General features: G+C 72.5%; 27 protein-coding genes and 1 pseudogene. 10 read left to right on the top strand and 18 right to left on the bottom strand.

Going from position 1 to position 24,977, the window contains the following annotated elements:
• Window positions 1-584: barstar family protein (locus tag ABTZ03_RS30165; protein WP_502894633.1), on the top strand; the 584-nt coding region annotated here is incomplete at its 5' end.
• A 193-nt stretch (window positions 585-777) separates the two neighbouring features.
• Here ABTZ03_RS30165 and ABTZ03_RS30160 read toward each other — a convergent pair.
• The 8 genes from ABTZ03_RS30160 to ABTZ03_RS30125 all read right to left on the bottom strand — a co-directional run bounded on the left by ABTZ03_RS30160 (window position 778) and on the right by ABTZ03_RS30125 (window position 7,255).
• Entirely contained in the window at window positions 778-1,098 is a 321-nt protein-coding gene (locus tag ABTZ03_RS30160; protein ID WP_350516279.1) for a hypothetical protein, read from the bottom strand.
• 272 nt (window positions 1,099-1,370) lie between these two features.
• Complete coding sequence (locus tag ABTZ03_RS30155) at window positions 1,371-2,165, bottom strand: hypothetical protein (protein WP_350516278.1); 795 nt, start codon at window positions 2,163-2,165, stop codon at window positions 1,371-1,373.
• A gap of 118 nt (window positions 2,166-2,283) precedes the next feature.
• Window positions 2,284-2,583, bottom strand: coding sequence for a hypothetical protein (locus ABTZ03_RS30150; protein WP_350516277.1), 300 nt, complete (start codon window positions 2,581-2,583; stop codon window positions 2,284-2,286).
• Window positions 2,580-2,897 carry a hypothetical protein gene (locus ABTZ03_RS30145; RefSeq protein WP_350516276.1) on the bottom strand — a complete coding sequence of 106 codons (318 nt, stop codon included), beginning with the start codon at window positions 2,895-2,897 and terminating at the stop codon, window positions 2,580-2,582. Before ABTZ03_RS30145 ends, ABTZ03_RS30150 begins: the two co-directional genes overlap by 4 nt.
• Window positions 2,898-3,049: 152 nt before the next feature.
• Window positions 3,050-4,069, bottom strand: a complete 1,020-nt coding sequence (locus tag ABTZ03_RS30140; RefSeq protein WP_350516275.1) for an NADPH:quinone reductase — start codon at window positions 4,067-4,069, stop codon at window positions 3,050-3,052.
• Window positions 4,070-4,190: 121 nt separating this feature from the next.
• On the bottom strand, window positions 4,191-5,084 hold the full coding sequence (locus ABTZ03_RS30135; RefSeq protein ID WP_350516274.1) for an aldo/keto reductase: 894 nt from the start codon (window positions 5,082-5,084) through the stop codon (window positions 4,191-4,193).
• Window positions 5,081-5,683 (bottom strand): TetR/AcrR family transcriptional regulator, encoded by a 603-nt coding sequence (locus ABTZ03_RS30130; protein ID WP_350516273.1) that lies wholly within the window; start codon window positions 5,681-5,683, stop codon window positions 5,081-5,083. The genes ABTZ03_RS30135 and ABTZ03_RS30130 overlap by 4 nt, the downstream gene beginning before the upstream one ends.
• A 330-nt stretch (window positions 5,684-6,013) precedes the next feature.
• On the bottom strand, window positions 6,014-7,255 hold the full coding sequence (locus ABTZ03_RS30125) for an MFS transporter (RefSeq protein WP_350516272.1): 1,242 nt from the start codon (window positions 7,253-7,255) through the stop codon (window positions 6,014-6,016).
• A 190-nt stretch (window positions 7,256-7,445) separates the two neighbouring features.
• On the opposite strand from ABTZ03_RS30125, the gene ABTZ03_RS30120 reads away from it, so the two are divergent.
• The 3 genes from ABTZ03_RS30120 to ABTZ03_RS30110 all read left to right on the top strand — a co-directional run bounded on the left by ABTZ03_RS30120 (window position 7,446) and on the right by ABTZ03_RS30110 (window position 9,060).
• The gene (locus ABTZ03_RS30120; protein ID WP_350516271.1) at window positions 7,446-7,790 is read left to right on the top strand and encodes a hypothetical protein; all 345 of its coding nucleotides are present in this window, start codon (window positions 7,446-7,448) and stop codon (window positions 7,788-7,790) included.
• A 297-nt stretch (window positions 7,791-8,087) separates the two neighbouring features.
• Complete coding sequence (locus ABTZ03_RS30115) at window positions 8,088-8,483, top strand: DUF2267 domain-containing protein (RefSeq protein WP_350516270.1); 396 nt, start codon at window positions 8,088-8,090, stop codon at window positions 8,481-8,483.
• Between the two features lie 373 nt (window positions 8,484-8,856).
• On the top strand, window positions 8,857-9,060 hold the full coding sequence (locus ABTZ03_RS30110) for a cold-shock protein (protein WP_350516269.1): 204 nt from the start codon (window positions 8,857-8,859) through the stop codon (window positions 9,058-9,060).
• A 127-nt stretch (window positions 9,061-9,187) separates the two neighbouring features.
• Here the strand turns inward: ABTZ03_RS30110 and ABTZ03_RS30105 are convergent, their stop codons facing one another.
• Window positions 9,188-10,756: an alpha/beta hydrolase gene (locus ABTZ03_RS30105; RefSeq protein WP_350516268.1), complete on the bottom strand. Its 1,569-nt coding sequence runs from the start codon at window positions 10,754-10,756 to the stop codon at window positions 9,188-9,190.
• A gap of 263 nt (window positions 10,757-11,019) precedes the next feature.
• Here ABTZ03_RS30105 and ABTZ03_RS30100 point away from each other — a divergent pair, with 263 nt between their 5' ends.
• Window positions 11,020-11,871, top strand: a complete 852-nt coding sequence (locus ABTZ03_RS30100; protein ID WP_350516267.1) for an alpha/beta fold hydrolase — start codon at window positions 11,020-11,022, stop codon at window positions 11,869-11,871.
• Window positions 11,872-12,042: 171 nt separating this feature from the next.
• Here ABTZ03_RS30100 and ABTZ03_RS30095 read toward each other — a convergent pair whose 3' ends face one another.
• Entirely contained in the window at window positions 12,043-12,603 is a 561-nt protein-coding gene (locus ABTZ03_RS30095) for a hypothetical protein (protein WP_350516266.1), read from the bottom strand.
• Window positions 12,604-13,023: 420 nt separating this feature from the next.
• The gene (locus ABTZ03_RS30090; protein WP_350516265.1) at window positions 13,024-14,043 is read right to left on the bottom strand and encodes a cupin domain-containing protein; all 1,020 of its coding nucleotides are present in this window, start codon (window positions 14,041-14,043) and stop codon (window positions 13,024-13,026) included.
• A gap of 116 nt (window positions 14,044-14,159) precedes the next feature.
• On the opposite strand from ABTZ03_RS30090, the gene ABTZ03_RS30085 reads away from it, so the two are divergent.
• Window positions 14,160-14,981 carry an SDR family oxidoreductase gene (locus ABTZ03_RS30085; RefSeq protein ID WP_350516264.1) on the top strand — a complete coding sequence of 274 codons (822 nt, stop codon included), beginning with the start codon at window positions 14,160-14,162 and terminating at the stop codon, window positions 14,979-14,981.
• A 314-nt stretch (window positions 14,982-15,295) separates the two neighbouring features.
• Here the strand turns inward: ABTZ03_RS30085 and ABTZ03_RS30080 are convergent, their stop codons facing one another.
• Both ABTZ03_RS30080 and ABTZ03_RS30075 read right to left on the bottom strand, forming a co-directional pair.
• Window positions 15,296-15,733, bottom strand: a complete 438-nt coding sequence (locus tag ABTZ03_RS30080; protein WP_350516263.1) for a hypothetical protein — start codon at window positions 15,731-15,733, stop codon at window positions 15,296-15,298.
• Between the two features lie 290 nt (window positions 15,734-16,023).
• The gene (locus ABTZ03_RS30075; protein WP_350516262.1) at window positions 16,024-16,527 is read right to left on the bottom strand and encodes a hypothetical protein; all 504 of its coding nucleotides are present in this window, start codon (window positions 16,525-16,527) and stop codon (window positions 16,024-16,026) included.
• A 332-nt stretch (window positions 16,528-16,859) separates the two neighbouring features.
• On the opposite strand from ABTZ03_RS30075, the gene ABTZ03_RS30070 reads away from it, so the two are divergent.
• Window positions 16,860-17,291: a hypothetical protein gene (locus ABTZ03_RS30070; protein ID WP_350516261.1), complete on the top strand. Its 432-nt coding sequence runs from the start codon at window positions 16,860-16,862 to the stop codon at window positions 17,289-17,291.
• A gap of 591 nt (window positions 17,292-17,882) precedes the next feature.
• Window positions 17,883-18,101: pseudogene (locus ABTZ03_RS30065) on the top strand (VOC family protein); the annotation flags it as partial.
• Window positions 18,102-18,110: 9 nt separating this feature from the next.
• On the opposite strand, the gene ABTZ03_RS30060 reads toward ABTZ03_RS30065, so the two are convergent.
• From ABTZ03_RS30060 to ABTZ03_RS30050, 3 genes are all read right to left on the bottom strand, one after another.
• The gene (locus ABTZ03_RS30060; protein ID WP_502894630.1) at window positions 18,111-19,553 is read right to left on the bottom strand and encodes an NF041680 family putative transposase; all 1,443 of its coding nucleotides are present in this window, start codon (window positions 19,551-19,553) and stop codon (window positions 18,111-18,113) included.
• Window positions 19,554-19,721: 168 nt separating this feature from the next.
• The gene (locus ABTZ03_RS30055) at window positions 19,722-20,696 is read right to left on the bottom strand and encodes an amidohydrolase family protein (RefSeq protein ID WP_350516260.1); all 975 of its coding nucleotides are present in this window, start codon (window positions 20,694-20,696) and stop codon (window positions 19,722-19,724) included.
• Window positions 20,697-20,942: 246 nt separating this feature from the next.
• Window positions 20,943-22,211, bottom strand: a complete 1,269-nt coding sequence (locus ABTZ03_RS30050) for an alpha/beta hydrolase family protein (protein ID WP_350516259.1) — start codon at window positions 22,209-22,211, stop codon at window positions 20,943-20,945.
• 164 nt (window positions 22,212-22,375) lie between these two features.
• Between ABTZ03_RS30050 and ABTZ03_RS30045 the strand changes: the two genes are divergently transcribed.
• Entirely contained in the window at window positions 22,376-22,915 is a 540-nt protein-coding gene (locus tag ABTZ03_RS30045) for a MarR family winged helix-turn-helix transcriptional regulator (RefSeq protein ID WP_350516258.1), read from the top strand.
• Window positions 22,916-23,363: 448 nt separating this feature from the next.
• A complete protein-coding gene (locus ABTZ03_RS30040; protein WP_502894629.1) occupies window positions 23,364-23,771 on the top strand; it encodes a recombinase family protein in 408 nt (135 codons plus the stop codon).
• Here the strand turns inward: ABTZ03_RS30040 and ABTZ03_RS30035 are convergent.
• Both ABTZ03_RS30035 and ABTZ03_RS30030 read right to left on the bottom strand, forming a co-directional pair.
• Window positions 23,757-24,173, bottom strand: a complete 417-nt coding sequence (locus ABTZ03_RS30035; RefSeq protein ID WP_502894628.1) for an ABC transporter ATP-binding protein — start codon at window positions 24,171-24,173, stop codon at window positions 23,757-23,759. The two genes, ABTZ03_RS30040 and ABTZ03_RS30035, sit on opposite strands and share 15 nt — an antisense overlap.
• A gap of 319 nt (window positions 24,174-24,492) precedes the next feature.
• Complete coding sequence (locus ABTZ03_RS30030; RefSeq protein WP_350516257.1) at window positions 24,493-24,975, bottom strand: hypothetical protein; 483 nt, start codon at window positions 24,973-24,975, stop codon at window positions 24,493-24,495.
• Between the last annotated feature and the right edge of the window lie 2 nt (window positions 24,976-24,977).

Genomic DNA, 24,977 nt, shown 5'->3' with positions numbered 1-24,977 from the left:
TGCGGCTGGCCGCGCTGGACCGCGACGGCCGGGTCATGTACCAGCTCGGTGTGGACGTCGACATCACCGACGTGCGGCCCTCCGTCCTGGGCGGAGCCCTGCTGGACCTCACGCTCGCGGACCTCGGCGACGCCCGCCCGGTTCCGGAGGCCCGCGAGGTCCACGCGACCTGGTACGAGGGCGAGCCGACCGAACGCAACCTCTGGGCGCCGCTCACCACCGCAGGCCGTTACGAGTGGCTGCGCCTGACGAGCACCGGTCCCTACGGACCGGGGGTCGGCCGCTCCGGCGGCGAGTACCACCTCGACGGCCGCTTCGTCACCGATGTGCCGGGCCTGTACCTGGCCATCGGCGAGGCTGTCCTCGGGCCCGGGCGGGAGCTCGGGAAGGGCCTGTTCTGGCTCAGCGACCGCCTCGGTGGAGGTCCGGCGGTCCTCCCTCCGTTCACCCTGATCTGGCACTGCGCGGACGTCGCCCGCGAAGCCTTCGCCGACCGCGCCCTCGCCGGCGAATTGGACGAGTCCTACTTCGACACGGTCCTGGAAATCCTCGGGGAGGGCGGCGTCGAGGTCGTCCTGGACTGAGCTTGACGCTGTCGGGGATCCTGGTGGCCGCAGCGGCTGCCACACAGGGAAGCAGGACTTCTCCCGGCCCTCCACCGGCGCGGCCACCTCCCGTAAGCGCAATGCTTCCTGCGCCGACGGTCACAAGTGCCCTGCACCGCGCACCAGTTCGCTCGCACTGCGTCCGACGAGTCGGCACCCCTGCCATCTGGATTCAAGAGCTCCGACAGGGGCCTTGGCTGGCAAGCCAGTTGACGGCGGCATCAAGGGCCGGGTCGGCCTTCTCGGTGACAGGGGCATCGACGGTCTCGTCCGGTACGAGCGGGCCCACCAGGATCCGGCAGGTACGGTCCGCCTCGGCGGCGACGGTGAGGACGACGACGGCACCGTCGGAAAGGCGGTGCGGCTCGTTGCCAGTGGGTACCCCGTAGGTTCGGTCGCCGAAACTGGGGGTGACCGGCCGGCCGATGAAGGCGATGGCGACGGCCTCGCCCAGATCACGGCATCGGGCCCATGGCTCGAATGCGGAGGTCACCGGACCAGCTCTCGCAACGGACGCTTCCCGATGCGAAGTCCAACTCAACGCCCGTCCGCCCCCTCAGCGCTTCCCACTCCTCTCGCACTCCGACCACGACTTCCCCCACCAGGGTCCTCGCCGACACCGTCCGCGCTCCGTGGCGGGACGCCTTCGACGGCCTGGGCGAGAACGTTCCCCTGACGCAGCCGGGCCGGGCCGCCGTTTTACGGCCGTAAAGCGGATCGACACTGCTGCACCCCAGCCCACGGGCTTGTGGCCACCGGGGCGGATCAGGCCGGCTGCGCGTCGGGGTCGCGGGTGCACAGGTGCGCGGTGGGGCAGGCCGGGCAGCCGTGGACGTCGACCAGGTCCGCGACGGCGTCGAAGAGCTCCCGGGCACGTTCGACGGAGCCGACGCCCTCGAACGTCGCGTACTCCTCGGCGGTGCCGACGGTGCCCTCGGCCAGGTGGGACCGCAGGTAGCCGAGTGCGGCGAACTTGTCGGCCCCCAAGGTCTGCGGGTCGCCGGGGACGCACGTCCTGGGCACCAGGTCGCCGGCGAGGTCGCCGCCGAACAGCCACGGGTCACCGGGCCGGGCGGGCTTGCCGACGACCACGCGCAGCACGGTGTCGTCCTCGCCGTCCGGCTCGACCAGCAGCATGCCGTTGGCGTGCAGCTCGTGGACCGCGCCCCGTACGTCCGCCGCCCCGGTCGCGCCGCCGAGCACGGCCGCGAGCTCGCCGGCGGGCACGTTCCCGACGCTGCCGTCCGTGCGGCGCAGCCGCAGGGCTCCGCCGTCGATGGCCACGTCCAGCCATACGGCCTGCACCGGGATCCTCGGTCCGTAGACGGCGCGCAGCCGGACCAGACGGCGCATCAGGCCGATGGCCTGCGCGGAGAGCGTTGAGTCGGCGGCGGCCCGCTCGGGGTCGAGGTCGGGGGCCGGCGTCATCCACCGGTCGTAGCCGGGCGGCTGGAGCTGCTGGAGGGTGTACTCGGCGGCGGTGCGCTCCCGGCGCGGCTTGCCCGGCTTCTTGCGGCCCACGGTGGTGTCCTTACGGCTCGGCAGGTGTGACGGGGTCATTGAACACCTGCCGCAGTGGTCTGATTTCGGGTGGCGACGCCGGGCCGGCGGTCCGGGCCATGCGGTACCGGTCAGGGCGGCCGGCTGCTGGGGGGCTGTCGGGGGAGGCCGGCGCGGGTCAGGGGCCCGCGATGATCCACGTCACGAACACGGACGACATGGCCTTGTGGTACCGGTACACGACGCTGATCCGGTCGCCGGAGTCGGCGGCCGGGTCGGTGCGGGCGGTGTAGTCGTCGACCTCCGGATCGGTGCCGCCGGGCACCGGGATGCCGAGCCGAGGGAAGGCCGCCAGACGCTCGACCAGCTTCTCCACGGCGTCCAGCTCGTCGGGGCGCAGCTGGAGGAGGGCCTGCTCGGCGGCGTCGGAGAGGAAGACGTGCAGTGGCTCGCGCGGTTCGGTGGGCCGGTCGGTCACCGGTCGCCGCCGGCGGCGCGCACTCGGGCGAAGACGTCGGCGGCCGGGGTCCACCGCTGGCCGCCGATCGGGGAGGCCAGCGATGCCATCGCCTGTTCGTCCGTGCGCAGGGTCAGGCGGTGGCGGTAGGTGGCGGCGACCTCGGCGACCGCGGCGAAGTCGCCGATCGGGGAGGCGTCGAGAGCGGCGGCCAGGTCCCGTTCGAAGGCCTCACGGTCGCCGGGCAGGCCGTACCTGCTGAGGGCGGTGCGCAGCTCGTGCAGGGTGACCGGCCTGGCCGGGGCCGCGTCCTGGTGGTCGGGCTGGGTGGTCACCTGGTCCTCCTCGTCGGCCCCGCCGTGGCGGTGGGTGCGCTGGTCCGACGGTAGCGGGTGACGGGCGGCGAGGGCGAGCGGCCGGGGTGGCCGGGGTGGCCGGGGTGGCCGGGGTGGCCGGGGTGGCCGGGTAGGGCGTGGGTCGGCTGAGGTCAGGCCGTGATGTCCACCAGGACCTTGCCGACCACGCCGCTCTCGACCGCCCGGTGGGCGTCGGCGGTGTGCTCCAGGGGAAAACGGAGCAGCGGCAGGCCGTGCCCCTCGCCGACCGGCAGTGCGCCGTCGCGCACCGCGGCGGCGACGTCCTGGGCGGCCGCGGCGCGTGCTTCCGGACCGGCCAGGAAGAGGACCAGGAACTGGAACCGCGCGTTGAGCACCATGTTCTGGAGTACGTCCAGTTCGACCGGCTTACCGCCGTCGTTGGCGTAGGTCGAGATCGTGCCGCGCGTTCGCAGCACGGCGAGGTCCACGGCGAGGTTCGCGCCGAGTGCCACCTCGGCGATGATGTCGACGCCGTCCGGCGCCGTCGCGCGGATCGCGGCTGCCGGGTCGCCCTCGCGATAGTTGATCACGTGGTGGGCTCCGGCGGCGGTGGCCAGCCGGGCCTTCTCCGGACCGCTGACCGTGCTGATCACGGTGGCGCCGGCCCATCGGGCGAGTTGGATCACCGCGTGTCCGACGGCTCCGGCCCCGCCCGCGGCGAGTACCACCTTCCCGTCCAGGGCTCCGGGCCCGAGCCGGCGCGGTCCGTCCTCGGCGACGGTGAGCGCGCGGTGCGCGGTCAGCGCGGGGACGCCGAGTGCGGCACCGACCTCGAAGCCGACGTCGTCGGGCAGTGGGACGGCCTGGTCGGCGGGCACGACGGTGAACTCGGCGGCGGTGCCGGTCGGCCGCCCGGCGGCGGCCATGAACAGCCAGACCCGCTGACCGACCCGGCCCTGGTCGACGCCCTCACCGACGGCGTCGATCGTGCCGGCGCCGTCGAGGTGCGGGGTGACCTCGGGGAAGTGCTTGGGGTGGCCGATGCCGGAACGCGCCTGCCAGTCGGTCGGGTTGACCCCGGACACGGCGACCCGGACCCGGACCTCGCCGGGTCCGGGCTCGGGCCGGTCGCGGTCGACGTACCGGAGCACGTCGGGGCCGCCGTTGTCGCGGTAGATGATGGCCTTCATGGATCCGTCCTGGGAGCTGGGTGGAGTGGGTTCCCCGGAGCGCTCTGACAGTTCGTCAGGTCGTCCGGCGTGCGGCGGGGTAGCGGTGCGGGCCGCGTCGGTTCCGGTCGGTGGGTTCCGGTCAGCCGATGGGGCCTTCGTTGGAGCGGGACTCGATGCCGTCGAGGGTGGCGAGGGTCGCGGCGTCGAGGGTGAGCTCGCTGACCGCGATGTTCGCCTCCAGGTGGGCGACGTTCGCGGTGCCGGGGATGAGCAGCACGTTCGGGGCGTGGTGCAGCAGCCAGGCGAGGCCGACCTGGGAGGGTGTGACGCCCAGCGACGCGGCCACGGCGTGCACCGCCGGGTCGTCGGTCGCCTTGGGCAGGCCGGGGAAGGCTCCGCCGAGGGGGAAGAACGGCACCCAGGCGATGCCCTCGGCCGTGCACAGTCGCAGCATGTCCTCGTCGTCGCGGGAGACGAGGCTGTAGGCGTTCTGGACGCAGACGATGCCGGCGGGCAGGGCACGGCGCAGGCCGTCGAGGGTGACGCTGCTCAGGCCGATCGCGCCGATCTTGCCCTCGTCGCGCAGGGCGGTCATCACCGCGAGCTGGTCGTCGAGGTCGACGACCTGGTCACCCTCGGGACGCAGTCCCGGGCCGGTGTCCAGGCGGCGCAGGTTGACGACCGCGAGCCGGTCGACGCCGAGGCTGCGCAGGTTGTCCTCGACACTGGCGCGCAGCTGCTCGGGCCGCTGGGCCAGACGCAGCGGCAGTGGCCCGCCGGGGTCGGGGTCGGCCCCCACCTTGGTGACGACCAGGACGTCGTCCTCGGGGCGCAGCGCCTCGCGGATCACGTCGTTGGCGAATCCGAAGCCGTAGAACTCGGCGGTGTCCACGTGGTCGACGCCCAGCTCGACCGCGCGGCGCAGCAGGGCGACGGCCTCGTCGCGGCGGTTGTGCAGGCGCTGGAGCTGTAATGCGCCGTAGCCGACCCGGAATACGGTGCGGGCGGCGAACGAAGCGGTCGCGGTGGTCATGTCGCTGTCTCCTCGGTCGGTGCATTCTGGGTCGGTGCCTTCTCGGACGGTGTCTCCTCGGACGGTGTCCGCAAGGCGGTGTAGAGCAGTTCGGCCTGGTAGAGCGCCATGACCCGGTGGGCGATCGGTGCGGCGTGCTCCCGAGCCCGGGCCGGTTCCTGGTGCTCGACCTTCACGAGCCAGGCCGTGACGCAGTCGTGCAGCATCGCGCGCATCCGGTCGGTCGCGTCGACGACGATGTCGTGGACGGCCGGGTCGGTGGTCGCCTCACCCCAGGTCTGCACACCGACCCGGGCCTCGGCGGGGTCGATCGCGGCGATCAGGCGGTCGAGCAGCTCGTCGGGGTCGGGCGGGGCGTCGCCGGCCGCGTACGCGCCGATGACGTCGCCGCGCTTGGCGAGCGTCTGGCGGGCGGTGGCGCGGACCAGGTCGGCCTTGTTGCGGTAGTGCGCGTAGATCGAGCCGGTCGACAGGCCCGACTCGGCGGTGATGTCGGCGATCGAGGTCCGCTCCAGGCCGTTGCGGCTGAAGCAGCGCACGGCGGCCTCGGCGATCTGAGTACGCCGGAGTTCCTTGCGCGCGTCGGTGAGCCGAGGCACTGCACCCCCACAAAGAGAATCATCATTTTGCTTATGACGGAACGTTAGCAGAACCGTGCTTCTTTTTGCGATGGGCGTGGACGGGCCTCAGGAGGGGTCTCGGGGCGGGCAGCCTCGGCTGCGACACCCTGGCCACCGCGTCGGGGAGCGCTGACCGCATCACCGCCGCCCTTCGTAGCAGCGGCCGTGCGCCCCCTCCCCGCCGGCGTCCGGCCCCGTCCAACAGGGGTCGGCCCGGCTGGCCGCGGGCCCGCTGGGAGACGGGCCGGAGCGGGCCGGCGGGAGAGAGTGCGGCTGACGGGGGTGTGGGCGCAGGCGGTTTCCCGGCTCTCAGGCAGCAGGCTCCCCGGCCCCGGTCCGGGCGCGGTCGCGGATCCGGCCGCTGTCCTGCTGCCGGGCGGCGGCGAGGGCGGCGAGGACCGGGGTGGCGGTGAGGAGGAGGCACAGGGACAGCGGGAGGCGGTCGGTGAGGACGCCGACCAGTGCGGTGCCCGCCGAACCACCGCCGTTGAAGGCCGCGTTGACCCAGGCACCGGCCCGGGTGCGCTGCTCGGGCCCGGCGAGCTCGTCGGTGAGCAGGTAGGCCGTGGCGAGGGTCGGTGACACGGCCAGACCCGCCAGGGCGGCGACGACCGCCAGGAGCGGGAGCGTCGGGGCGAGGGCGGCCAGCGCCAGCGCGCCACCGAGGACAGCCGTGAGGACGGTGAGGCGGGCGCCGGCCGGGGCCCGCCAGTCGACCGCACCGAGGACGAGACCCCCGACGGCGCTGCCGGTGGCCAGCGCCGCCTCCACCCATGCGGCGTCCGCCGCCTGCCCGTGCCGTCCCGCGAAGACCACCGTCAGCAGGTTGAACGCGCCGAGCCCGGCGCCGATGCCCGCGGCGGCGGTGAGCGGCTGGCGGGTACGGGCCAGCAGCCGCCAAGGGCGCGTACGGTCCGTGGCGGAGCCGCCGCGGGCGGGGCCCGGCTCGCCGTGCACCGAGGCCGCCAGGGCGAGCGTCCCGGTGAGGACGAGGACGGCGCTGAGCACCAGCCCGAGGGCCGGGCGGGCCGCCGCGGCGATCAGGCCGGCCAGCAACGGGCCTGTGACGTACAGGAGTTCCTCGGCCACGGTGTCCAGGCTGTAGGCCCGTCGGCGGAGGTCCGGGTCGGTCAGCAGGGCACTCCACCGGGCCCGGGTGACCGGTCCGAGCGGTGGCGCGAACACGCCGGCCGCGACGGCGAGGGAGAGCAGCACGGGGTACGGGGTGCCGGGCCGCCAGGTGGCGGCGGCCAGGCCGAGCAGGACCAGCGCGTACCCGACCGCCATCGGCGGCAGCGCCCGGCGCGGGCCGTGGCGGTCGACCAGCCCGGCCCGGACGGGGGAGAGCAGCACGCTGGAGGTGGCGAACAGGGCCATCACCCAGCCGGCCCGCGGGTAGGCGCCGGTGGTGCCGCTGACGGCGAGCACCAGGGAGAACGGGGCCGTGCCGTAGGAGAGACGGCCGACCAGGGCCGCGGCGAAGACCCGGACCGCACCGGGGGTGCGCAGGACCGTCGCATAGGACGCATAGGACGCACAGGGCGAAGACATGGAGGTTCCTCGGAAGGTCGACGCACACGGTGCGCCGGGGTGAACAGGGACTCCGAAGGGCGACCGCACCGCCTGGGTGCGGCCGCTGTTCGGGGCCCTAGTCACGGGAGAGGAACATGGGGTGATGTTAGGACATGCGCCGCGCACGGTGCAGGACCCGCTCGCAGGACCGGACCGAGGGACACCTCTGATGAACGACGTTTGGACCCCTGTCCCGCCGGCGGACACACCGAAGTGGAGAGCACGCGCCAACGAGTTCGCCTCCCGACGGCTGGAAGGCCGGGTGCGCTGTCCGCTCTGCTCGGAGTCGGAGCTGAGGATCGCCTTCTCCTTGGACGGGCCGAGGGCGCCGCGTGAGTCGGGAGGGCTGACGTTCATCGGCAGCGGCCGGTACTGGGAGTGGTGCGACGGCCGCCACCACTACGCGTACTACCCCGACTCCGAAGTGCCGCACTGGGCTGCGGCGGTGTGCGTCCGGCAGGCGAGCGGCACTCGTGACCCGAGTGAGGTCGTGCGGTTGCTCGGCGAGCGTTGAACCGGCCATCGACGGGAGCGGCGGAAGGGCCGCCCGGACCGGTGGTGCATGAAGTCGGCGCGAGGGGGTAGCCGGAGGTCGGGGCAGAGCCGGCGGCGCGTGGGACACCCCCTGGGCGCCGTGCGCCGCCTCTGCCCGCGAGCAGTGCGGGCAGAGGCGAGACCGGCTGCACAAAGCACCGGCCGCCACCTGGCGACGGCCCCTCCGCTCGGCCGGCCCGTTCCTCGGCCGGCGACCGTGAGACCCGACCCCACCGACGCCCTCCGCGCGTCGGCCCGCCCCGGAAGGCCATCAGCGATGACCCGGCACAGCCTGCTCCAGGACGTCCGCACCCTCGGCAGCTACCCCACCGACGAGGAAGCCGGACACGTCCTGGACACCGTCCTCGGCGTACTCGGCTCCCAGCTCACCGGTACCGAACGCTGCGAGCTCGCCGCGATCCTGCCCGACCGGGCCCGTGCCGCCCTCGTCGCCCCCGCCCCCCGGACCGAACCGCTCACCGCCCCGGCCTTCGTCGACACCGTCGCCCGCAGTCTCGACACCTCCCGCACGGGCGCCCGGTGGGGCGCCTCCTGCGTGCTCACAGCCCTGGCCGACCTCGCCGGCCCCGAGGCCACCGACCGCCTCCTCGCCCAGCTGCCGCGCGGTTACGCCCTGCTGTTCGGCCGCGCCGACCTGCTACCCGCCGCTTGACACCCGCGCCGTCCACAGGACGCCGTCCACGACGCCGCCGACCGGGTCAAGGGCGCCCTCAAGCGCAACGACCGACACCGGAACCCCGGTCGGAGGAGGGCGACCGCACGGGCCCCGGGTCGTCGGGGTGCGGACCAGGCCCTCCGGCCCCTGGGCGTGGCGACGATTTCACGGCACTGCGTGTCCGGCTCGCTTCCGTGGCTGCCCGAGCCCCCGCGGTGTAACGTTTTGATCAAGCAGTCGTGGTTCCGAAGTTCTCGCCCGCGGTGACATGCCGTGGGCGTTCTTGCTGTTCGACGTCTCTCCGGACCAGGGCGATCACCTCCGGGCCCACACCAGTGGGGCCCGACCATTTCCCATGAAGGAGAAGCGCATGGCTACCGGCACCGTGAAGTGGTTCAACGCCGAGAAGGGCTTCGGATTCATCGAGCAGGACGGCGGCGGCCCCGACGTGTTCGCCCACTACTCGAACATCGACTCCCAGGGCTTCCGTGAGCTCCAGGAGGGCCAGAAGGTGAGCTTCGACATCGTGCAGGGCCAGAAGGGTCCGCAGGCGGAGCACATCCGCCCCGCCTGACCTTCGGCTCGCGCGCGGGCGCCCCGCACGGATCCGCGTGCGGGGCGCCCTTTCGCCTGCGCCGCGCGATCCGATTCCGGCCCGGTTCGAGGCGACGGACATCCTCGCCATCGCCTACGGCACCGATTCAGCCCCCGCTGGGCGACGGCGTGACCGGGCAGGTGGTGTCCGTGCCGGGCAGTTCGCCGTCGACCAGGTAGCGGTTGACGGTGTCGTCGATGCAGGTGTTCTGCGGGGCGAAGAGACCTGCGTAGACGGTGTGGCGGAAGGCTCCGCGCAGCGTGACCAGGCGGGAGCCGGTCAAGGTCCGGTGCGCGACCTGCTGGCCCGGGTAGACCGCCGCCGGGTCGCCGGTGGCGCCCACCATCAGGACCGGGACGTCGTTGTGGACCTTCGTAGCGGGTTCCGCCGGGGTGGTCGGCCAGAACGAGCAGGGGGTGATGTTGCGGGTCAGTGGTCCGAACAGCGGCTCGTCGGCGCGGTGGGCCTGGATGTCCCGGTAGTAGACCTCAGGGTCACCGGACGACGCGGCCCGGTCCGCACACTGGATCGCCGTCGCGACACCGGCCGAACCGTCCGTATCCGGAGCCGAGAGTCCGGTCAGGACACCCTCCAGGCGGTCATTGGGTCGGACATCGATCCCTCGGGCGGCGTCGCTGAGGTCCCGGACGTCGTCCGCGTAGGCGGCGTACAGCTCATCGCTGTCCCCGGCGGTGACGTTCCACAGGAGCTGGGGCAGCACCCGGCTGCCGACCTGGTGGCTGCCCACGCGCAGCGGGCCGCGGTCGGCGCTCCGGTTGATCCGGTCCACCGTGGCCAGGACCTGGGCGGTGGTGGCGCCCAGGTGATAGCTGTCGTGGTGCCGGGCCGCCCACGCCGCCCAGTTCTCCAGGGCCGCCGTCACGGCCGGCCCCTGAGTGGCTGTCAGGTCGGGGCCGTAGAGATCGGGGTTCAAGGCGCTGTCGAGGACGGCCCGGTCAACGCGGCGCGGGAACAGCTGCAGGTAGACCTCGCCCAGGTAGGTGCCGTAGGACGAGCCGAGATAGGACAGTCTCGACTCGCCGAGGGCTGCCCTGACCACGTCCATGTCCCGCGCCGTGTTGCGGGTGGACGCGTAGGGCAGCACATCCCGGTGACCGGCGCAGCGCGACGCCAGATCCTTGGCCAGCGCCACGCCCTTGTCGAAGGTGCTCCGGTCGGGCCCGGCGGAACCGATGCCGGTGGTGGGCCACCCGCAGTTCAGGGGGGTGCTGCGCCCGACGAACCGGGGGTCCATCCCGATCAGGTCGTAGCGGGCCGCGACGGTGGGTTCGGCCTTCCCGACCATCAGCACGAGGTTCATCGCGGGGACTCCGGGGCCGCCGGGGTTCCACAGGAGCGTTCCCCGCCGGCGGCCCGGATCGGTGGCCTTCAGCCGGGACATCGCGACCTTGACGGTCCGTCCGTCCGGGTGGCCGTAGTCCAACGGCACGGTGACTTCGGTGCACTGGGCGTTCGCGTCGTCCAGTTCCTTGCCGGCCGTGTCGTCCGGGCCGGTCCGGCAGCTGTGCCAGGTGACGTGCTGCCGCTGGAACCGGGCGAGCGGGTCGTGGCCGCCCGCCGCCGTCCTGTCCGTAGCGGCTGCGGACGGCTGACAACCGATCAGAGCGGTGCCTGCCAGGGCCACGGCGGCCGCGGTCTTCCTCCGTCGACGCATCGCCTTCTCCTCCTGTACTGTGCCGAGCACGACCGAACCTCGCCCGATGTGCTTCCAACCAGACTGCCATGCTCGGGAGTTGGGTCCGGTCGGCCCCGCACGGGCGGAGCGGACCGGGTCGGTACCGTCGGTGCCCTTGACGCGCTTCGGGGCCCTCACGATGACGCCTGACCGTGTTCCGGCGCGCCTTCCGTGGCACCACCGTGATCAGCATGGCCGGGAGGGCCTTGCGAAGATCAACAACCGGGTGGAAAGCTCGCAGCATGCCAACTTTCTCCTCCTACGACGGCACCGAACTGGCCTACCACCTCATCGGTGAGGGCGAGCCGCTGATCTGCCTGCCCGGCGGCGCGATGCGCGCCTCGGAGTACCTCGGCGACTTCGGCGGGCTGTCCGCCCACCGGCAGCTGGTCCTGCTCGACCACCGCGGCACCGGCGATTCGCCCGAGCCCGCCGAGGTCGGGAGCTACCGCTGCGACCGTGTCGTCGAGGACGTCGAGGCCCTGCGCGTGCACCTCGGGCTGGAGAAGGTCGACCTGTTCACCCACTCGGCCGGGGCGAATCTCGGCGTCCTCTACCTGCAGCGCCACCCCGAGCGCGTCGCCAGCCTCGCGCTGATCACGCCGGGGATGCGGGCCGTCGGGATCAGGATCGACGAGGGCAGCCGTGAGGCGGCGACCTCGCTGCGGAGGGACGAGCCCTGGTACGACGAGGCGATCGGCCCGTTCCGCAGGGACTGGACGGATGTGGGGTCCGACGAGGACGCCGTGCTGGCGGGCCCGTTCTGGTACGGCCGGTGGGACGAGACCGCGCGGGAGCACCATGGCGGGCATGCCAGGCAGCTCAACCGCGCGGCCCGCGCGGCGCACTACGCCGAGGGCGCGTTCGACCCCGATGCGACGAGGGCGGCGATCGCGGGCCTTGAGATCCCGGTCCTGATCCTGGTCGGGGAGCTCGACTTCAGTCCCAGCCCGGTGCTCGCGACGCAGCTCGGCGAGCTGTTCGCGCCCGGCTGGGTGCGGCTCGTCGTGCAGCCCGGGGCCGGGCACCACCCCTGGCTGGACGACGCGGCCCGGTTCGGTGACGTCGTCACGCGCTGGCTCGCCGGGAGCTGACCGACCCTCCGGCGGACCCGAAGCGGCACCCGACCGGTGAGCCGGTGACGGTACGAACCCGGTGCCGGGCGCCGGCCGGCGGCCCCGGGGCCCGGCAACGTCGATGGCCTCGTTCCCCGGACTCCCCGGGCAACGAGGCCATCGACGTACCGCTACCGCCGACGGTCCAGGTCAGACCGTGGGGAGCTTGGACGTCAGGGCGGTGGGCACCTTGACGACATCGGAGAAGCTGTACTTGCCGGGGCCGAAGTCGGCGGCCGTCAGGGCCTTCTTGCCGCCGCCGACGACCTGCCAGACGGTCGGGCTGTCGGGAGACAGCAGCAGGGTGCCGTTCGCCGGGGCCCCGGCGGCGGCCTTGCCCAGCCAGGTGCCGGGGACACCCAGCAGGGACTGCTTGTCGTAGCCCATACCGGTGAAGTCGGCGTAGGTGAGCGGGACGGCGGTGCCGCCGGCCATGACGTACACGGTCGTGTCGGTGCCTGCGACGTCCCTGACGACGGTGCCGTTGGGGACGGGCTTGGCCGTGGCCTTGCCCAGCCACGCTTCGGGCACGCCCATGAGCGACTGCTTGTCGTACCCGTCGGCCGTCCATTCGGCACCGGAGATCGGCAGGGCGCTGCCGCCCACCATGACGTAGATGGACGGATCGGTGCCGGCCTGGCCGGTGACGACGGTGCCGTCGGGCAGGACGGTGGCGGAGGCGGTGGCGAGGTAGGCGCCGGGGACGCCCATGTCGGCGCGGGTGTCCGGGCAGGGCGTTGAACGCGCCGTCGTCCACCGTCACGATCTTGCTGAGGTCGTAGCCGTCCGCGGCGACGTCGGAGTCGGCCAGCGGCACGCCGGCGCCGTTGATGATGACCTTGTCCGAACCCACCGGAGACACCCGGTGGGCGACTGCACGTGGCCCGTCCGTCTGTCCCCGCGCGTGGCCAGGACCTTCAACGAACTACCCACGCACGCCCGGCAGATGACCGCCGACCTGCTCGACATCGCCTCCCGCACCCCTGGGGACGGCCGCAGTGGGACACCGTCGACCTCGAAGGCGAGGACATCCACTGCGCCTTCATCGGCCGCCGGTGGCGACGGCGGGGCCGGTGTCGTGTGCTGGGGCGGGGTCGATGACGGGACGGTCGGCACCAATCGGAAGGGCACCTACGAAGCGTCCGCCTCCGGGGACGGCGACCTGACGCCCGCTTCCGCCGGCGCCGGTACCGGCGGCGTTTCGGAGCGCTCGGCGGCCTGCCGCCGCCAGTCCGAGGGGCTGTGGCCGCGGGCCCGTTTGAAGGCCGTGCTGAAGGCGAAGGCGTCGGAGTAGCCGACCGCGCGGGCGACGGCGGCGACGGTGTCGTCGGTGTCGCGCAGCAGGTCCGCCGCGAGGACCATCCGCCAGGAGGTCAGGTAGCCGAGCGGGGGTTCGCCGACGGCGGTGGTGAAGTGGGCGGCGAAGGCGGCCCGGGACTGGCCGACCCGGGCGGCCAGGTCGGCGACCGTCCAGCGGCGGGCCGGGTCCCCGTGCAGCAGGCGCAGCGCGTCGCCGACCGCCGGGGTGGTCAACGCCGCGTACCAGGAGGGGAGTTCGGTGGCCTGCGGGCGGGCGCACCAGGCGCGCAGGGCGAGTACCAGGACGAGGTCCAGGAGGCGGTTGAGGACGGCGTCCTGGCCGGGTTCCTCCTGGGCGGTCTCGGTGGCGAGCAGGTCCAGGGCGGCCCGGGTGCGGGGGCCGGCGGGGACGACGGCCAGCGGCGGGAGCAGGGCGAGCAGGCGTTCGCCGACGTCGCCACGCAGGTCGTAGGCGCCGCGGAGCAGGGTGGTGGCGCCGGGCAGTCCGTCGCCGTAGGTGCGCGGGGCGAGGCTCTGCCGGCACGGCCCGATGGGTTCGAAGGCGGGTGTGCCGTTGGTGCGGATCACGACCTGGGGCGGGGTGGTGGGGGCGTCGGCGATGGTGTAGCGGCGGGTGCCGCTGATCAGCGCGATGTCCCCGGCGGCGAGGTGCACCGGAGCGGCCCGCGGATCGTCGTCCAGGCGGACCGAGGCCCGGCCGTCGAGGGCTGCCACGACGGTGAGCATGGGGTTGTCCGCGAAGGTCATCGACCACGGCGGGCGCTGGATCATCTGCCGGACCAGCACGCTGCTGGCCCGGGCCCGGTGCAGCAGGTCACTCAGCACGTCCATGCCGTCCAGGCTAGACGACGGCCAGGGCCGGACCGTGGCCCCGGGCTGGACGATGACAAAGGGATCGCCGACGATCACCCATGGAGCATCCGGTTCCGTCGGGGTTGTCTGGGGGCATGACGAAGAACATCCTCATCCTCGGCGGCACCGGCACGACCGGCCGCCGCATCGCCCGCCGCCTGACCGACCGGGGCCTGCCGGTCCGTACCGCCGCCCGCACCGGCGCCGACGTCCGCCTCGACCTGGACGACCCCACCACCTGGGCGCCCGCGCTCGACGGCGTCAGCGCCCTCTACCTCCTGGAGCCCGGCGGGCAGTCCCGCACCCCGCGCCTGGTCGACGCGGCGGTCGCCGCCGGCGTGCAGCGCCTGGTGCTGCTCTCCGCCCACGGCGTGGACCGGGCCGAGGACGGCCACCCGCTCAAGGCCGCCGAGCGGGCCGTGCGCGGAAGCGGCGTCGACTGGACCGTCCTGCAGCCCGAGTGGTTCGCCCAGAACTTCACCGAGTCCTTCTGGCGGGAGGGCGTGCGCTCCGGCACCCTCGCCCTGCCCACCGGGGACGGCCGCGTCGCCTTCATCGACGCCGAGGACATCGCCGAGGTCGCCGCCGCGGCCCTCACCGAGGACGGCCACAGCGGCCGCACCTACCGGCTCACCGGCCCCCGGGCGATCAGCCTCGGTGAGGCCGCCGACGTGATCACCGCCGCCACCGGCCGCACCGTCCGCCACCTCGACCTCACCCCCGAGGACTTCACCGCCCAGCTGGTCTCCCTCGGCACGCCGCCCGCCGTCGCCGCCGTGCTCACCGGCCTGCTGGTGAACATCCGCGACGGCCACGGCGAGGACGTCTCCGACGGCGTGGAACGCGCCCTCGGCCGCCCGGCCCGCTCCTTCGAGTCCTTCGCCACCGAGGCCGCCGCCGCGGGCCACTGGAGCTGAACACGGCCCCGCCGCTCCCGAGCCCGTCGTCCCCTCCGCCAGCCGCTCGATTCGGTGAGTGCCGGCCGGCGGCCGGCGGCCCGGCACGGTGAGTCGTACCGACGCGTCCCCGGTGGCCACGGTCGGCGACCTCTCGACCGGATGGATCGCGAAGTCGCACTGGAGTCCTGGCCGAGGCTCTCCCTGACGCGGACGAGTTCCGGGTCCGAGGGCCGTGGCGGGCCGCCGGTGGTGACGACGAAGGTGCAGGTCCGGTGCGGGTGTCACCTCGGTGCGGTCCTCGTCCGGCTCCGCGGGGGGCGAGGGGGCGGCGGTCAGCTGTCCTGGAGGAGGGTGAGGAGGGCCTGGGCCTGGGGCCGCAGGTCGGCGAGCGGTGCGTTCTCGCAGAACACCTCCAGCCCGAGTGCGGGGCCCAGGGAGGTGGTGTAGTAGGACTGGTAGGCCAGGTACGGGCGGTGGCCTTCCTGGCGGCTCAGGCCGACGTGGAGGGTCGCGCCGGTGGGTTGCCGCCGGCCGGCGACGCCGATCTCGGGCCCGCTGAGCTCCCATTCGGCCTCGTAGGGCTCCGGTTCGGCGGGGAGGGCGAGCAGGGTCCGGGCGAGCCGGCGGACCTCGTCGGGGTCGGCGAAGGGGATCGTCTCGCTGCAGTGGGGCGATCCGGCCTCCAACTCCCATCCGTCGCCGCTGCGTTGGACCTGCAGCCACCACCAGCCGTGATCGTCGCGCCAGGCGCATTCGAGGACCGGATCCATGGTGGTCAACCTCCTGATGGGGGTGGTGCGTTCGGCACCGGGCGCGCCCGTAGGCCGGGCCCGGATGCAGTCTGCTCCGGAGGCGGGGGCGGGCGCGCGGGTTTCCGGGCGGTCCTGCGGTCCTGAGCCCGGGGCCGTCGGCTGCCGGGCGCGGCCCGAACCGTACACCTCGTGCTCCTCCGGCTCCCGGCCAGGTCACTTCGGCAGATCGGCCCGGAGGAAGGGGGCGAGGAGCGCGAACAGGGCGTCGGGGCGGTGGAGCGGGCAGGACGCTCCCGTCCACCCGCCCGTCACCCCGGGCCCGTTCCGTCGCAAGGCGCTTCGGGCTGGCCGTCCTGGCCCGCGACGTGGCCCGCCGCCAGGCGGATGATCTTGCCGGCGGCCTGTCGTACGTCGTCGAGTACGCCGCTGGCCCACGGTCCTGTCGAAGGGTCGGTGAGATCGCCGCTCGTCGTGCCGGTGAGCACGGTGGCCGCGCGCGCCATCGTGGCCGCCAGCGTACCGACGGCGTCGGCGACCGGGTCGACCCAGTCGTCACCGTACTCGTCGGACAGGATCGCCACCGGCAGGCGGTCGACGGTGTAGTAGGTCGTGCTGGCCTCGCGCGCCGCGGCCAGGATCGCGAACAACCGGTCGGCGAGCGCGTCCCGCGCCCGCTCCACCGCGTTCCTCGGATAGGTCATCGACTCGTGGCCGAGCACGACCTCGACCTCCCGTGCGATCACCACGGCCTTGCCCACGAACCGACGGTTGGCTTCCGCGCTCTTGCTCGCCCAATCACGCTCGAACGTCATTCGACGATTGTGACTCCTTCCCGGGCGCCGGTGAAGGCCTGGCCGGTCCCGCCGGACAAGGCCGAGCCGGTGGATCAAGGCCTCACCCGGACCCATCGATCACGGCCGGACACGTGCCCTCTCCCGCACCGCCCTCGACCGGCTCCGCCACCTGCCCCAACTGCTGCTCGCGGAACCCCGGCTGCGCCACGGGGTGCACGTCAACGCGCTCCGCCGCGCCTACGAGCGGGCCTGGTCGGAGCTGCTCGGAGCGGTACCGTGGCAACAGCAACTCGCTTGTGGGAGAGTCGTGTTGCGGCCATACGGCGGACGACCGAGCGCAGGGGGGAACCGTGCTGGAGGAGATTTCGGAGCTGGCCGCGGCAGGAGCGGCGACCGTGGTGGGCGCGATGTTCACCGACGGCTGGGAGGCGGCCCGGACGGGGTTCGTACGGCTGTTCCGGCGCGGCGGTCAGGGCCAGGAGACGGCCGTCGAGGCGCAGTTGACCTCCGGCGCGGAGCTGGTGCAGCGGGCCGAGGACATCGACGCGGCGCGCCAGAGCCTGGAGCCGTTGTGGCGGTACCAGCTGGCGGAACTCCTGCGCCGCCACCCCGAGGCGATCGCGGAGCTGACCACCTGGGTGGAGCAGAGCCGGGCCGCCCAGGCCCAGGCGCTGCCGACGGTGGTCCAGAACGTGGAGGCCCGGGACAACAGCCGCGTCAACGCCGTCGTCCACGGCAACGTCGTCGTGCACGAGGCCGCGCCCGCCGGCGACGACTCATGACGCCGGCCGGCAACGCCTCGTGATCCCCGGCCACGAAGCCTCATGACCCCCGCCGCCGACCCGGAACCGTCCGGCGGCGGGAACCCCGGTGAACGGATCCGGAGCGGGCAGGCCGCCGTCGAGCAGAGAATCACGGTCGTCGCCGGCTACGGCTACGGGGTGATCGGCGCCGACCTCCACGTCTTCGGCGACGGCCTGCCCCTCTACCTGCTGGAGAATTACCGCCCCGCCGGCCGGGAGGACCCCGACCGGCTGGCGGAGTTGCCCAGCCGGATGCTCGACGCCCGCTTCGCCGTGGTCGCCTTCACCGGCCGGGCCGGGGAACTGCGGCAGCTGGAGCAGTGGCGCGACGGCCGGCCGCGGCTGGCCCTGCGCTGGCCGCCTAGCTCAACAACCTCGGCCGCCGCCGGGCGGACGCCGGCGACCGGCCGAACGCGGTGCGGGCCATCGAGGAGGCCGTCGGGCTGCTGCGTCGCCTGGCGGAGGTCAACCCCGCGGTCCACCGGCCGCAGCTCGCCCGGGCCCTCGGCAACCTCGCCCAGCAGCGGGCCGGGGACACCCCGGGCGCCCTGGCGGCGGCGGAGGAGGCCGTCCGCCCCTGGCCACACCGCCCCGGGCTGGCCGGACGGCGCCCCCCAGCAGACGCACCTCGACTTCGCCGTCGAAGACCTCGCGGCCGCAGACCGCGCCGCCACCGACGCCGGCGCCACCCGCCTGCGCCCCACGGAGGAGCCCGGCTCGGACACCGGCACCGGCAGCCGCGTGTACGCCAGCCCCGCCGGACATCCCTTTTGCCTCCGCGCGGCCTGAGCTTGACGTTTAACCTCGCGCGGCGAGGTGGGCCTGGAGCGTGGGTTCGCGTTTGACGGTCTTGCCGACGTCGTGGCGGGGTGCCGGGTTTCGGTTCTTCGAACCCGGCGGCCGTCCCGGGCCAGGTCGGGAGGGTTTCGGCACGCGGGCCGGAGTGAGGACCTTCGCGCGGATGTTGCAGAACCCTCGGCGGACCCGCGCCGGGGTCAACTTCGCTGCTGTCATTGGGCGTTCCCAGGGGCGACGCAGGTCGGCGGCGAGCGGGCGAGCCAGGCGGAGCTGGGTGTGGGCGACGATGACCAGCCAGGTCCACGGGTCAGCGGTGTCCGGTGCGCGGAAGTGCGGCGCCGTCCAGCCGAGGGTGCCCTTGAGTAGGTGGAAGGTGTGTTCAAGGTCGAATCTGCGCAGGAAGGTGCGCCAGATCCGGTCCAGGTGGACGGTATCGATGCCGGTGGCGGAGAACCATAGCCACAGCGGCTTCGCTTCGCGTTCGCCGGGCAGGTGATCGACCTTGAGGCGGACCAACGTGCCGTGGGTGATGGGGATTTCGCCTTCGTGGTCGAGCCAGGGCCCGCGCTTTTGCAGTCGCTGGTGCATCCGGTCCCACGCCTTCGCCTCGGCCTTGCCATAGCGGGTGGTCTCGGTGCAGATGGTGGCGTCGGGCTCGTGCCAGGACTCGGGTTTGGCGAAGGTGAAGGCGGTGCCGTGCTTGCGTGGGCGTCCGCCCTTGGGCGTGGAGCGGGGCTTGCCCGCATCGCGGAGCATGACCCGGTCCGAACGCAGCCGGCCGATCAGCTCGACAGGCAGGTCGGACAAGAGGTGGGCCGGGCGCGTGACGTCATAGCCGGCGTCCATGACGAGCAGGATGTCCGGGTCGCCCAACTGCCAGTGCCCGGCCGCGATCAGGCGGCCGGTGACCTCGCGAAGTTGGTCGGCGGTCACCGCGGTGGCGTCGTCGGCCGGTCCCAGCCGGACCGCGTCCAGCAGCGCGGTCCAGGAGGTGCGACCGGTCTCCAAGGCGGCGACGAAGGAGTAGGGCCAGCCAGGGATCAGCTGGTCGGCGCTGCGGCCGCGGCCGCAGACATGGCAGAACAGGCGGTCATCGCTGGTGGGAGCGTCGGGGCGGAGCCAGTGCGAGACATCGACGGCCAGGGCGATGCGCCCGTCAGCGAGGCGGGGGATCGGAAGGGCGGCCAGCGCGCGGCGCAGCCGGGCGGGCTCGAGCCAGCCCCGGTCCAGCGCGGCGTACATCGCACCGTGCCCACGCCGGTGCTCGGCCGCCAGCGACAGGTCCACCAGCGTCTTGACCGGCCCGTCCGTGCACAGCAGCGCGTCGGTGAGCTCGAAGAGCACGTCCCCGTGCGTGTACAGGCACTCGTAGGAGTCCATCCGAAAGCGGGACAACACGCCCCACTGCTCGACGACAGGCAGATGCACAGGGAAACTCGTCACCAGCGGCCATTCCTTCAGCTTCGTTACTCGACATCTCGAAGCGTGAGGGGCGGCCGCATCTGCTGTCTCGCGAAGAACCACAGATCAGCAGGTCAGGTGACCTCCAAGGTTAAACAACAAGCTCAGGCTGTCACGGTCTTTGCCTGCCGCGGACCTTGCCTGAGGTGATCAGAGCTCGATGCCGTAAAGCGCCGCCGCGTTGCCGCAGCTGAACTTCCGCCGGTCCTCCTCCGAGGTGAAGTGTCCGACGAAGGCGGTGATGTCGTCGTGGGTCGGGTGCTGGAACGGGTAGTCAGTCGAGAAGATCAGCCGGTCGACAGTGGTGACCGTCAGGGCGTGCCGCAACAGCGCCGGGTTCAGCATGCCGGAGGCGGTGATGTAGAAGTTCGACCGGATGTAGTCCGACACCGAACGCTGGAGGCCGGCGATGCGAGACAGGCTGTTGGCCCGGTCCAGCCAGAACAGCAGCATCTCGCCCCAGTGCCCGAGCACCACCTGAAGCTTCGGGTGCCGGTCGAACGTGCCGCGCAGGATCAGGCGCAGCGCCGCGGTGCCGGCGTCCATGTGCCAGCCCCAGCCGAACGTGGCCAGCGCCAGATCGGTCATGGCGTCGAAGCCGCGGTAGGAGGCGTCACGCAGCGCGTCGGAGGGGATCTGCGGGTGGATGAACACCGGCTGTCCCAGCTCCGCCGCGGCGGCGAAGAAGTCCTCGTACGCCGGGTCGTCCAGGAAGCGGTCGCCGGAGCGGCCGTAGACCATGGTGCCGACATGCCCGGCTCCCGCGGCCCGGGCGAGCTCGTCGGCGACGTGCTCCGGTGAGGACAGGGGCAACGTCGACAGCGCGCGGAACCGCCTCGGGTGGCCGGCCACAGCCGCGGCGGCCAGGTCGTTCACGGCACGGCTGAGCCGCACGGCCTGCTCCGGGGGCAAGGGCTGGGTGCCGGGAGGCGTCAGAGCGAGAACCGACACGTCGATCCCCTGGGCGTCCATGGCGGCGATCCGCCCGGCGCCCAGGTCTTCCAGGTGCCGAAGGTTATCGCCCATCTCGTTGAGGACGAGGCTTTCGTCCGGGCGCGGCACAGCTTTGAGGGCGGCGGTCAGATCGGGGGTGAGCCAGTGCTCTTCGATGGCGATGAGGGTCATGTTCCAATCCTTGTCCAGAAGTTGTCGGAAACCAGGCATCACCAGGGCGCTGTCTGACCCGAGCTCTGACCCGAGCGGTGCGGCGGTGCGGGCCGTGCGCTGCCGTGGGTATGACGGTGGCCGGCTGGTCTTCGGACCGGCCGGCCACCGGCTCAGCTTGATAACCTTGAACATCAAGCCAAGTGGTGTCAGATCGTGCGTGCCCGTCAGGGCGATCACCGCGTGGGGAACGTGGCTGCCGTCGTCTCAGGACCGGGACGCGAGCGCCTGATCGAGCCACGCGAAGGCGATCGGCCCGGCACCGGGTTCTCCCATGTGTGCGAGCCCGCCTCGCACGACCAGGTCCGTATGCGTGGCGTCGCCGCGGGTAGCGGCGAGGAGGCTGTCCTCGATCGGGAAGATCGAGTCCTCCGTCCCGTTGATGACCAGCAGCCGGCAGGCCCGCGAGTCCAGCACGCCGGAGTCGACGAGGCTGAACCGGTGGGCGTCGGCAGTGTAGGCGGCCACCGCCGCCGCCGGGTCGGCGTCGCGATAGCCGAACTTGTAGGCCAGCGCCTCGGCCAGATCGAAGGGGTACTCCATCTGGTTCTGCGCGCCGATCCATTCGGCATCGAACATGCGGTGGCCCCCGCCGCCCTGTGCCACCGCCGCGGACAGCCGGTCGGCGTGGGTGTGCGCGACGCGCTGCGCGTAGTACCCGCCGGTGCTGACCCCCCAGGCGAGGATCGCGGCGGGGTCGAAGCCGGACTCGAGGGCACTGTCGGCGACCCAGTCGAGGATGCTGCTCATCAGGCGGTCGGCGGAGGCCGGGTCGCTCGGCGCCGCGGGGCAGTCCCCGGTGCCGGGGATCTCGAAGGCCAGCGTCGCGAAGCCGTGGTCGATGAGCGCCTGGACGCGCGGCGTCTGGTCGGTCCGGTAGCCGTCCAGACCGCAGATGAACAGCACCACGGGCCACCCGGCATCGGGCCGCGGTCCGTGGGGCACGCGAAGGTAGGCGGGGATGTCGGTGTCGTAGTCGCCGGCGGCGAAGTCGGCGTGCTTGAACGGGATGGCGACGGGCACGACCGGCGATTCCATCAATCGGCCGCCCTGCTCGTAGGCGGCCTTGCCCTTCTCCCACGCCTCCTGGCCCAGCGGCGAGCGGACCACGGGGAACCGCGCGGTCCGGTAGACGGCCGCCGCGCGCAGGAACAACTCCCGCGCCCGGTCGGTCTCGCCCTGCTCCGCCGCTGCCCGCGCCTCGTCGGCGAGGCGGTCGCCGACCGGGAGGAACGGCCGGGCGTAGTCGTCCTGGCGGGACAGGAAGGCCGGGTCGTCGCCGGAGACCGCGATCAGTTCGGCGAAGATCGGCTCGAAGTCCGCCAGCCGCCCGTCCTCGAACGGGTAGACCTCGGCGGCGCACGGCCCGCGCCACTTCTGCTCCCACAGCGCCGATACCGACTCGTGGTGCGGGAAGTAGGGGAAGCCGTCGCGGAGAGTCTCGGTGCTGGACTGGACGTGGAATGGCGTGGCCATGGCTGTTCTCCCGGTCGAAGGGCTCAGGGCGCTGGGAGTTCCGAGATTTGCTTAGAACTCGAAGCAAGTCCCACCGTAGATTGCTTCGAGTTCTAAGCAAAAGGGGACGCGGAAGTGACCTATGCCATAGAGATGCTTTGAATTCGAAGCGCTATGCTCGCCGGATGACCGAGAGCCGTCCCGACCCCGAAGCCCGGCCCGATGGCGACGAGCCACTGAACCCGGCCGAGCTGAAGACGCTGATCGCGCTCACAGAGTCGGTCAACCTGCTCCAGTACCGGCTCGAGCAGCAGTTGCGGGAGATCGCCGGCGTCAGTTTCGTGCAGTTCCAGCTCCTGGTCCGGCTGCGCGACGCGGGCGGGACGCAGACCATGACCCAGATGGCGGACGGCATGGTCTACAGCCGCAGCGGGATCACGTATCAGGCCGGGCTGCTGGAGAAGGCCGGGCTGATCACCCGCGGCCCGGACCCGGACGACGACCGCGCGACCGCCGTCACCCTCACCGACGCCGGCCGCGCGCTGCTGGACCAGGTCCTGCCCCCGTACGTGGAACTGGCCCGCCGCCTGCTCTTCGATTCGCTGACCGGCGACGACCTGCCGCAGCTGGCCGAGATCATGGCGCGGGTCCGCGACCACATGCGGGCCCAGCCCTCCCGCTCGGCCACGACGGTACGGCGCCGCCGCGACGACGCCGGAGCTTGATGCTGTCGGGAAGCCATCAAGAAGCTATCGGGAGGAACTGCGACAGCGTCAGAGCTCCGTTTCGGCTGCATCAGGGCTCTGCGTGATCGTGTCAGCCTCCCCGCTGCTGGCCCGGACGGCACATTCTCGCCGACCTCCGCCAGCGCGGACAGCACCTCCTCGCGGGCCGTCCTCGCCTTCTCCCTCCCGCGCCGCGGCCACGCGCGCCTCCGCATCCCGCAGGACCTCCAGCCACGACTCGAGGGCCTCCCGTGGCCTCTGAGCCTGCCGGCACTCATCGTGTGGGCCTGTCGTCAAACGATCGTTTGACGACAGGCAGGCGGCGTGTCCAATGAATCCGGACATTCCGGGACGCCGGGGCGGCGTCGATCCAATCGAATCCGATGGCGATTGCTGACAGGGTTTGGTGACAGATGGGGACCGATCCTCCGTCAGGAAGGGGCCCTCGGTGGCGAACCTGATCTACAAGCGGGTCTCGACCGACCAGCAGTCCACGGCCCGGCAGAACCTCGTCCTGGACGAGGCCGGCATCGAGGACCCGGTCGTCTTCGAGGAGGCCCCGGGCACCTCCAGCCGCCTCCACCCCCTCCGGCGGGCGAAGTTCGGCGAGCTGCCGGCGTACGCGTGGCCGGGCGACACCGTGCACATCTCCGAGATGTTCCGCCTCGTGCGCGGCACCGGCCACATCCTCGACGTGCTCGACATCCTCCACCAGGGCCGCCTCGCCCTGCGCATCCACGACGGCGCGTTCTCCGCGATGGACCTCACCGCCCGCCACCCGCGCACCGGCGAACTGCTGTCCACCGTGAAGTTCATGATGCAGACCCTCGCTTCGAGTTCGTCAACTTACCCATAAATGGGGCGTTTTGATCGCCCGCCGTTCGTGCCATTGCCGGCCTGACGGCCCAACGCGCTCGGCCAACCGCAGCGGCAGCTCGACGTTCTGTCGGGCCGTCAGCGCCGGGATCAGGTTGAAGGACTGGAAGATGAAGCCCATGTGCTCGCGGCGCAGCTCGGTCAGGGAACGCTCGGAGAGCTCGTGCAGCGGCGCGCCGTCGAGCAGGACCTGGCCCGCGTCGACTCGGTCGAGGCCCGCCGCACACTGCAGCAGCGTCGACTTGCCCGAACCCGAGGGGCCCATGACGGCGGTGAAGGTGCCCGCCTCGAAGTCGACGTCCACCCCGTCAAGCGCCTGCACCCGATTGTCACCACGGCCGTAGGTCTTGTGCACGGCAGTCAGGCGGACAATGTCGCCCACCCTCTCCGCACCGACGAAGGCCGGGCTCGAAGCCCGTGCCGGTAGAGCCTTGTTCCGGAACACTCGCTCGCCTTTTCCATGGGGGCATCGGCCGGGGGCATCGGTCACCCGCCTCACCGACGCTAGGGCCGTTCATGGCATCCACGCCTCCGGACTGCCCCTGATCTCGACCCTGAGGAACCCCTGACCTGTGCTGTGCGACATCCCGCGGGTTCTCCTGAGCCCGCCGTAGAAGTGTCACGCGATCCGACGCTGAGCTCGGCCGACGGCATCACTCCGGCGAGGGATAGCGCAACACCTGTTGCACCCGATAGCGTCCTCAGCACTGCCGTTGAGCTGCGCCGACTATCCTCACCTCGTCGTGCGACACCGATCTTCCCCAGAGAATGCGCATCCAGTCTGCGACTTCGGGCAACCAGATCCTCGGCCTGGCCGTGAAGACGAAGACCGCCCCGGTGTGGCCGACCATCAGGCCGATCGACTGCGGGCCGTCGAACCGGGCCGCCTCCTGCACGAAGTGACTCAGCCGCAGCGGCTCCACCACGGGGGCCCGGAGCCTGCCGACCAGCAGCGCGAGGACCGTGTGGACCGCGCTGACCCCCAGGTCGACGCAGAACGCCACGATGAACCAGTCCGGCCCCCGGACCAGCGCCGGCCACAGCCACAGACCGGCCACCACCACCAGGACCCCGACCCCGGCCAGCCGCACCGGCGGGGAGAACACCGCCCGGAACGCCCTCGGCAGGACGACCAGAGCCACCACATCAGCGCCCACCAGAACCGCGCCGACCACCGCCTCCACGC

It is taken from the genome of Kitasatospora sp. NPDC096077 (assembly GCF_040303245.1).
In the GTDB taxonomy this organism is placed as follows: Bacteria; Actinomycetota; Actinomycetes; order Streptomycetales; family Streptomycetaceae; genus Kitasatospora.
This window is presented reverse-complemented; position numbering and strand designations above follow the sequence as displayed.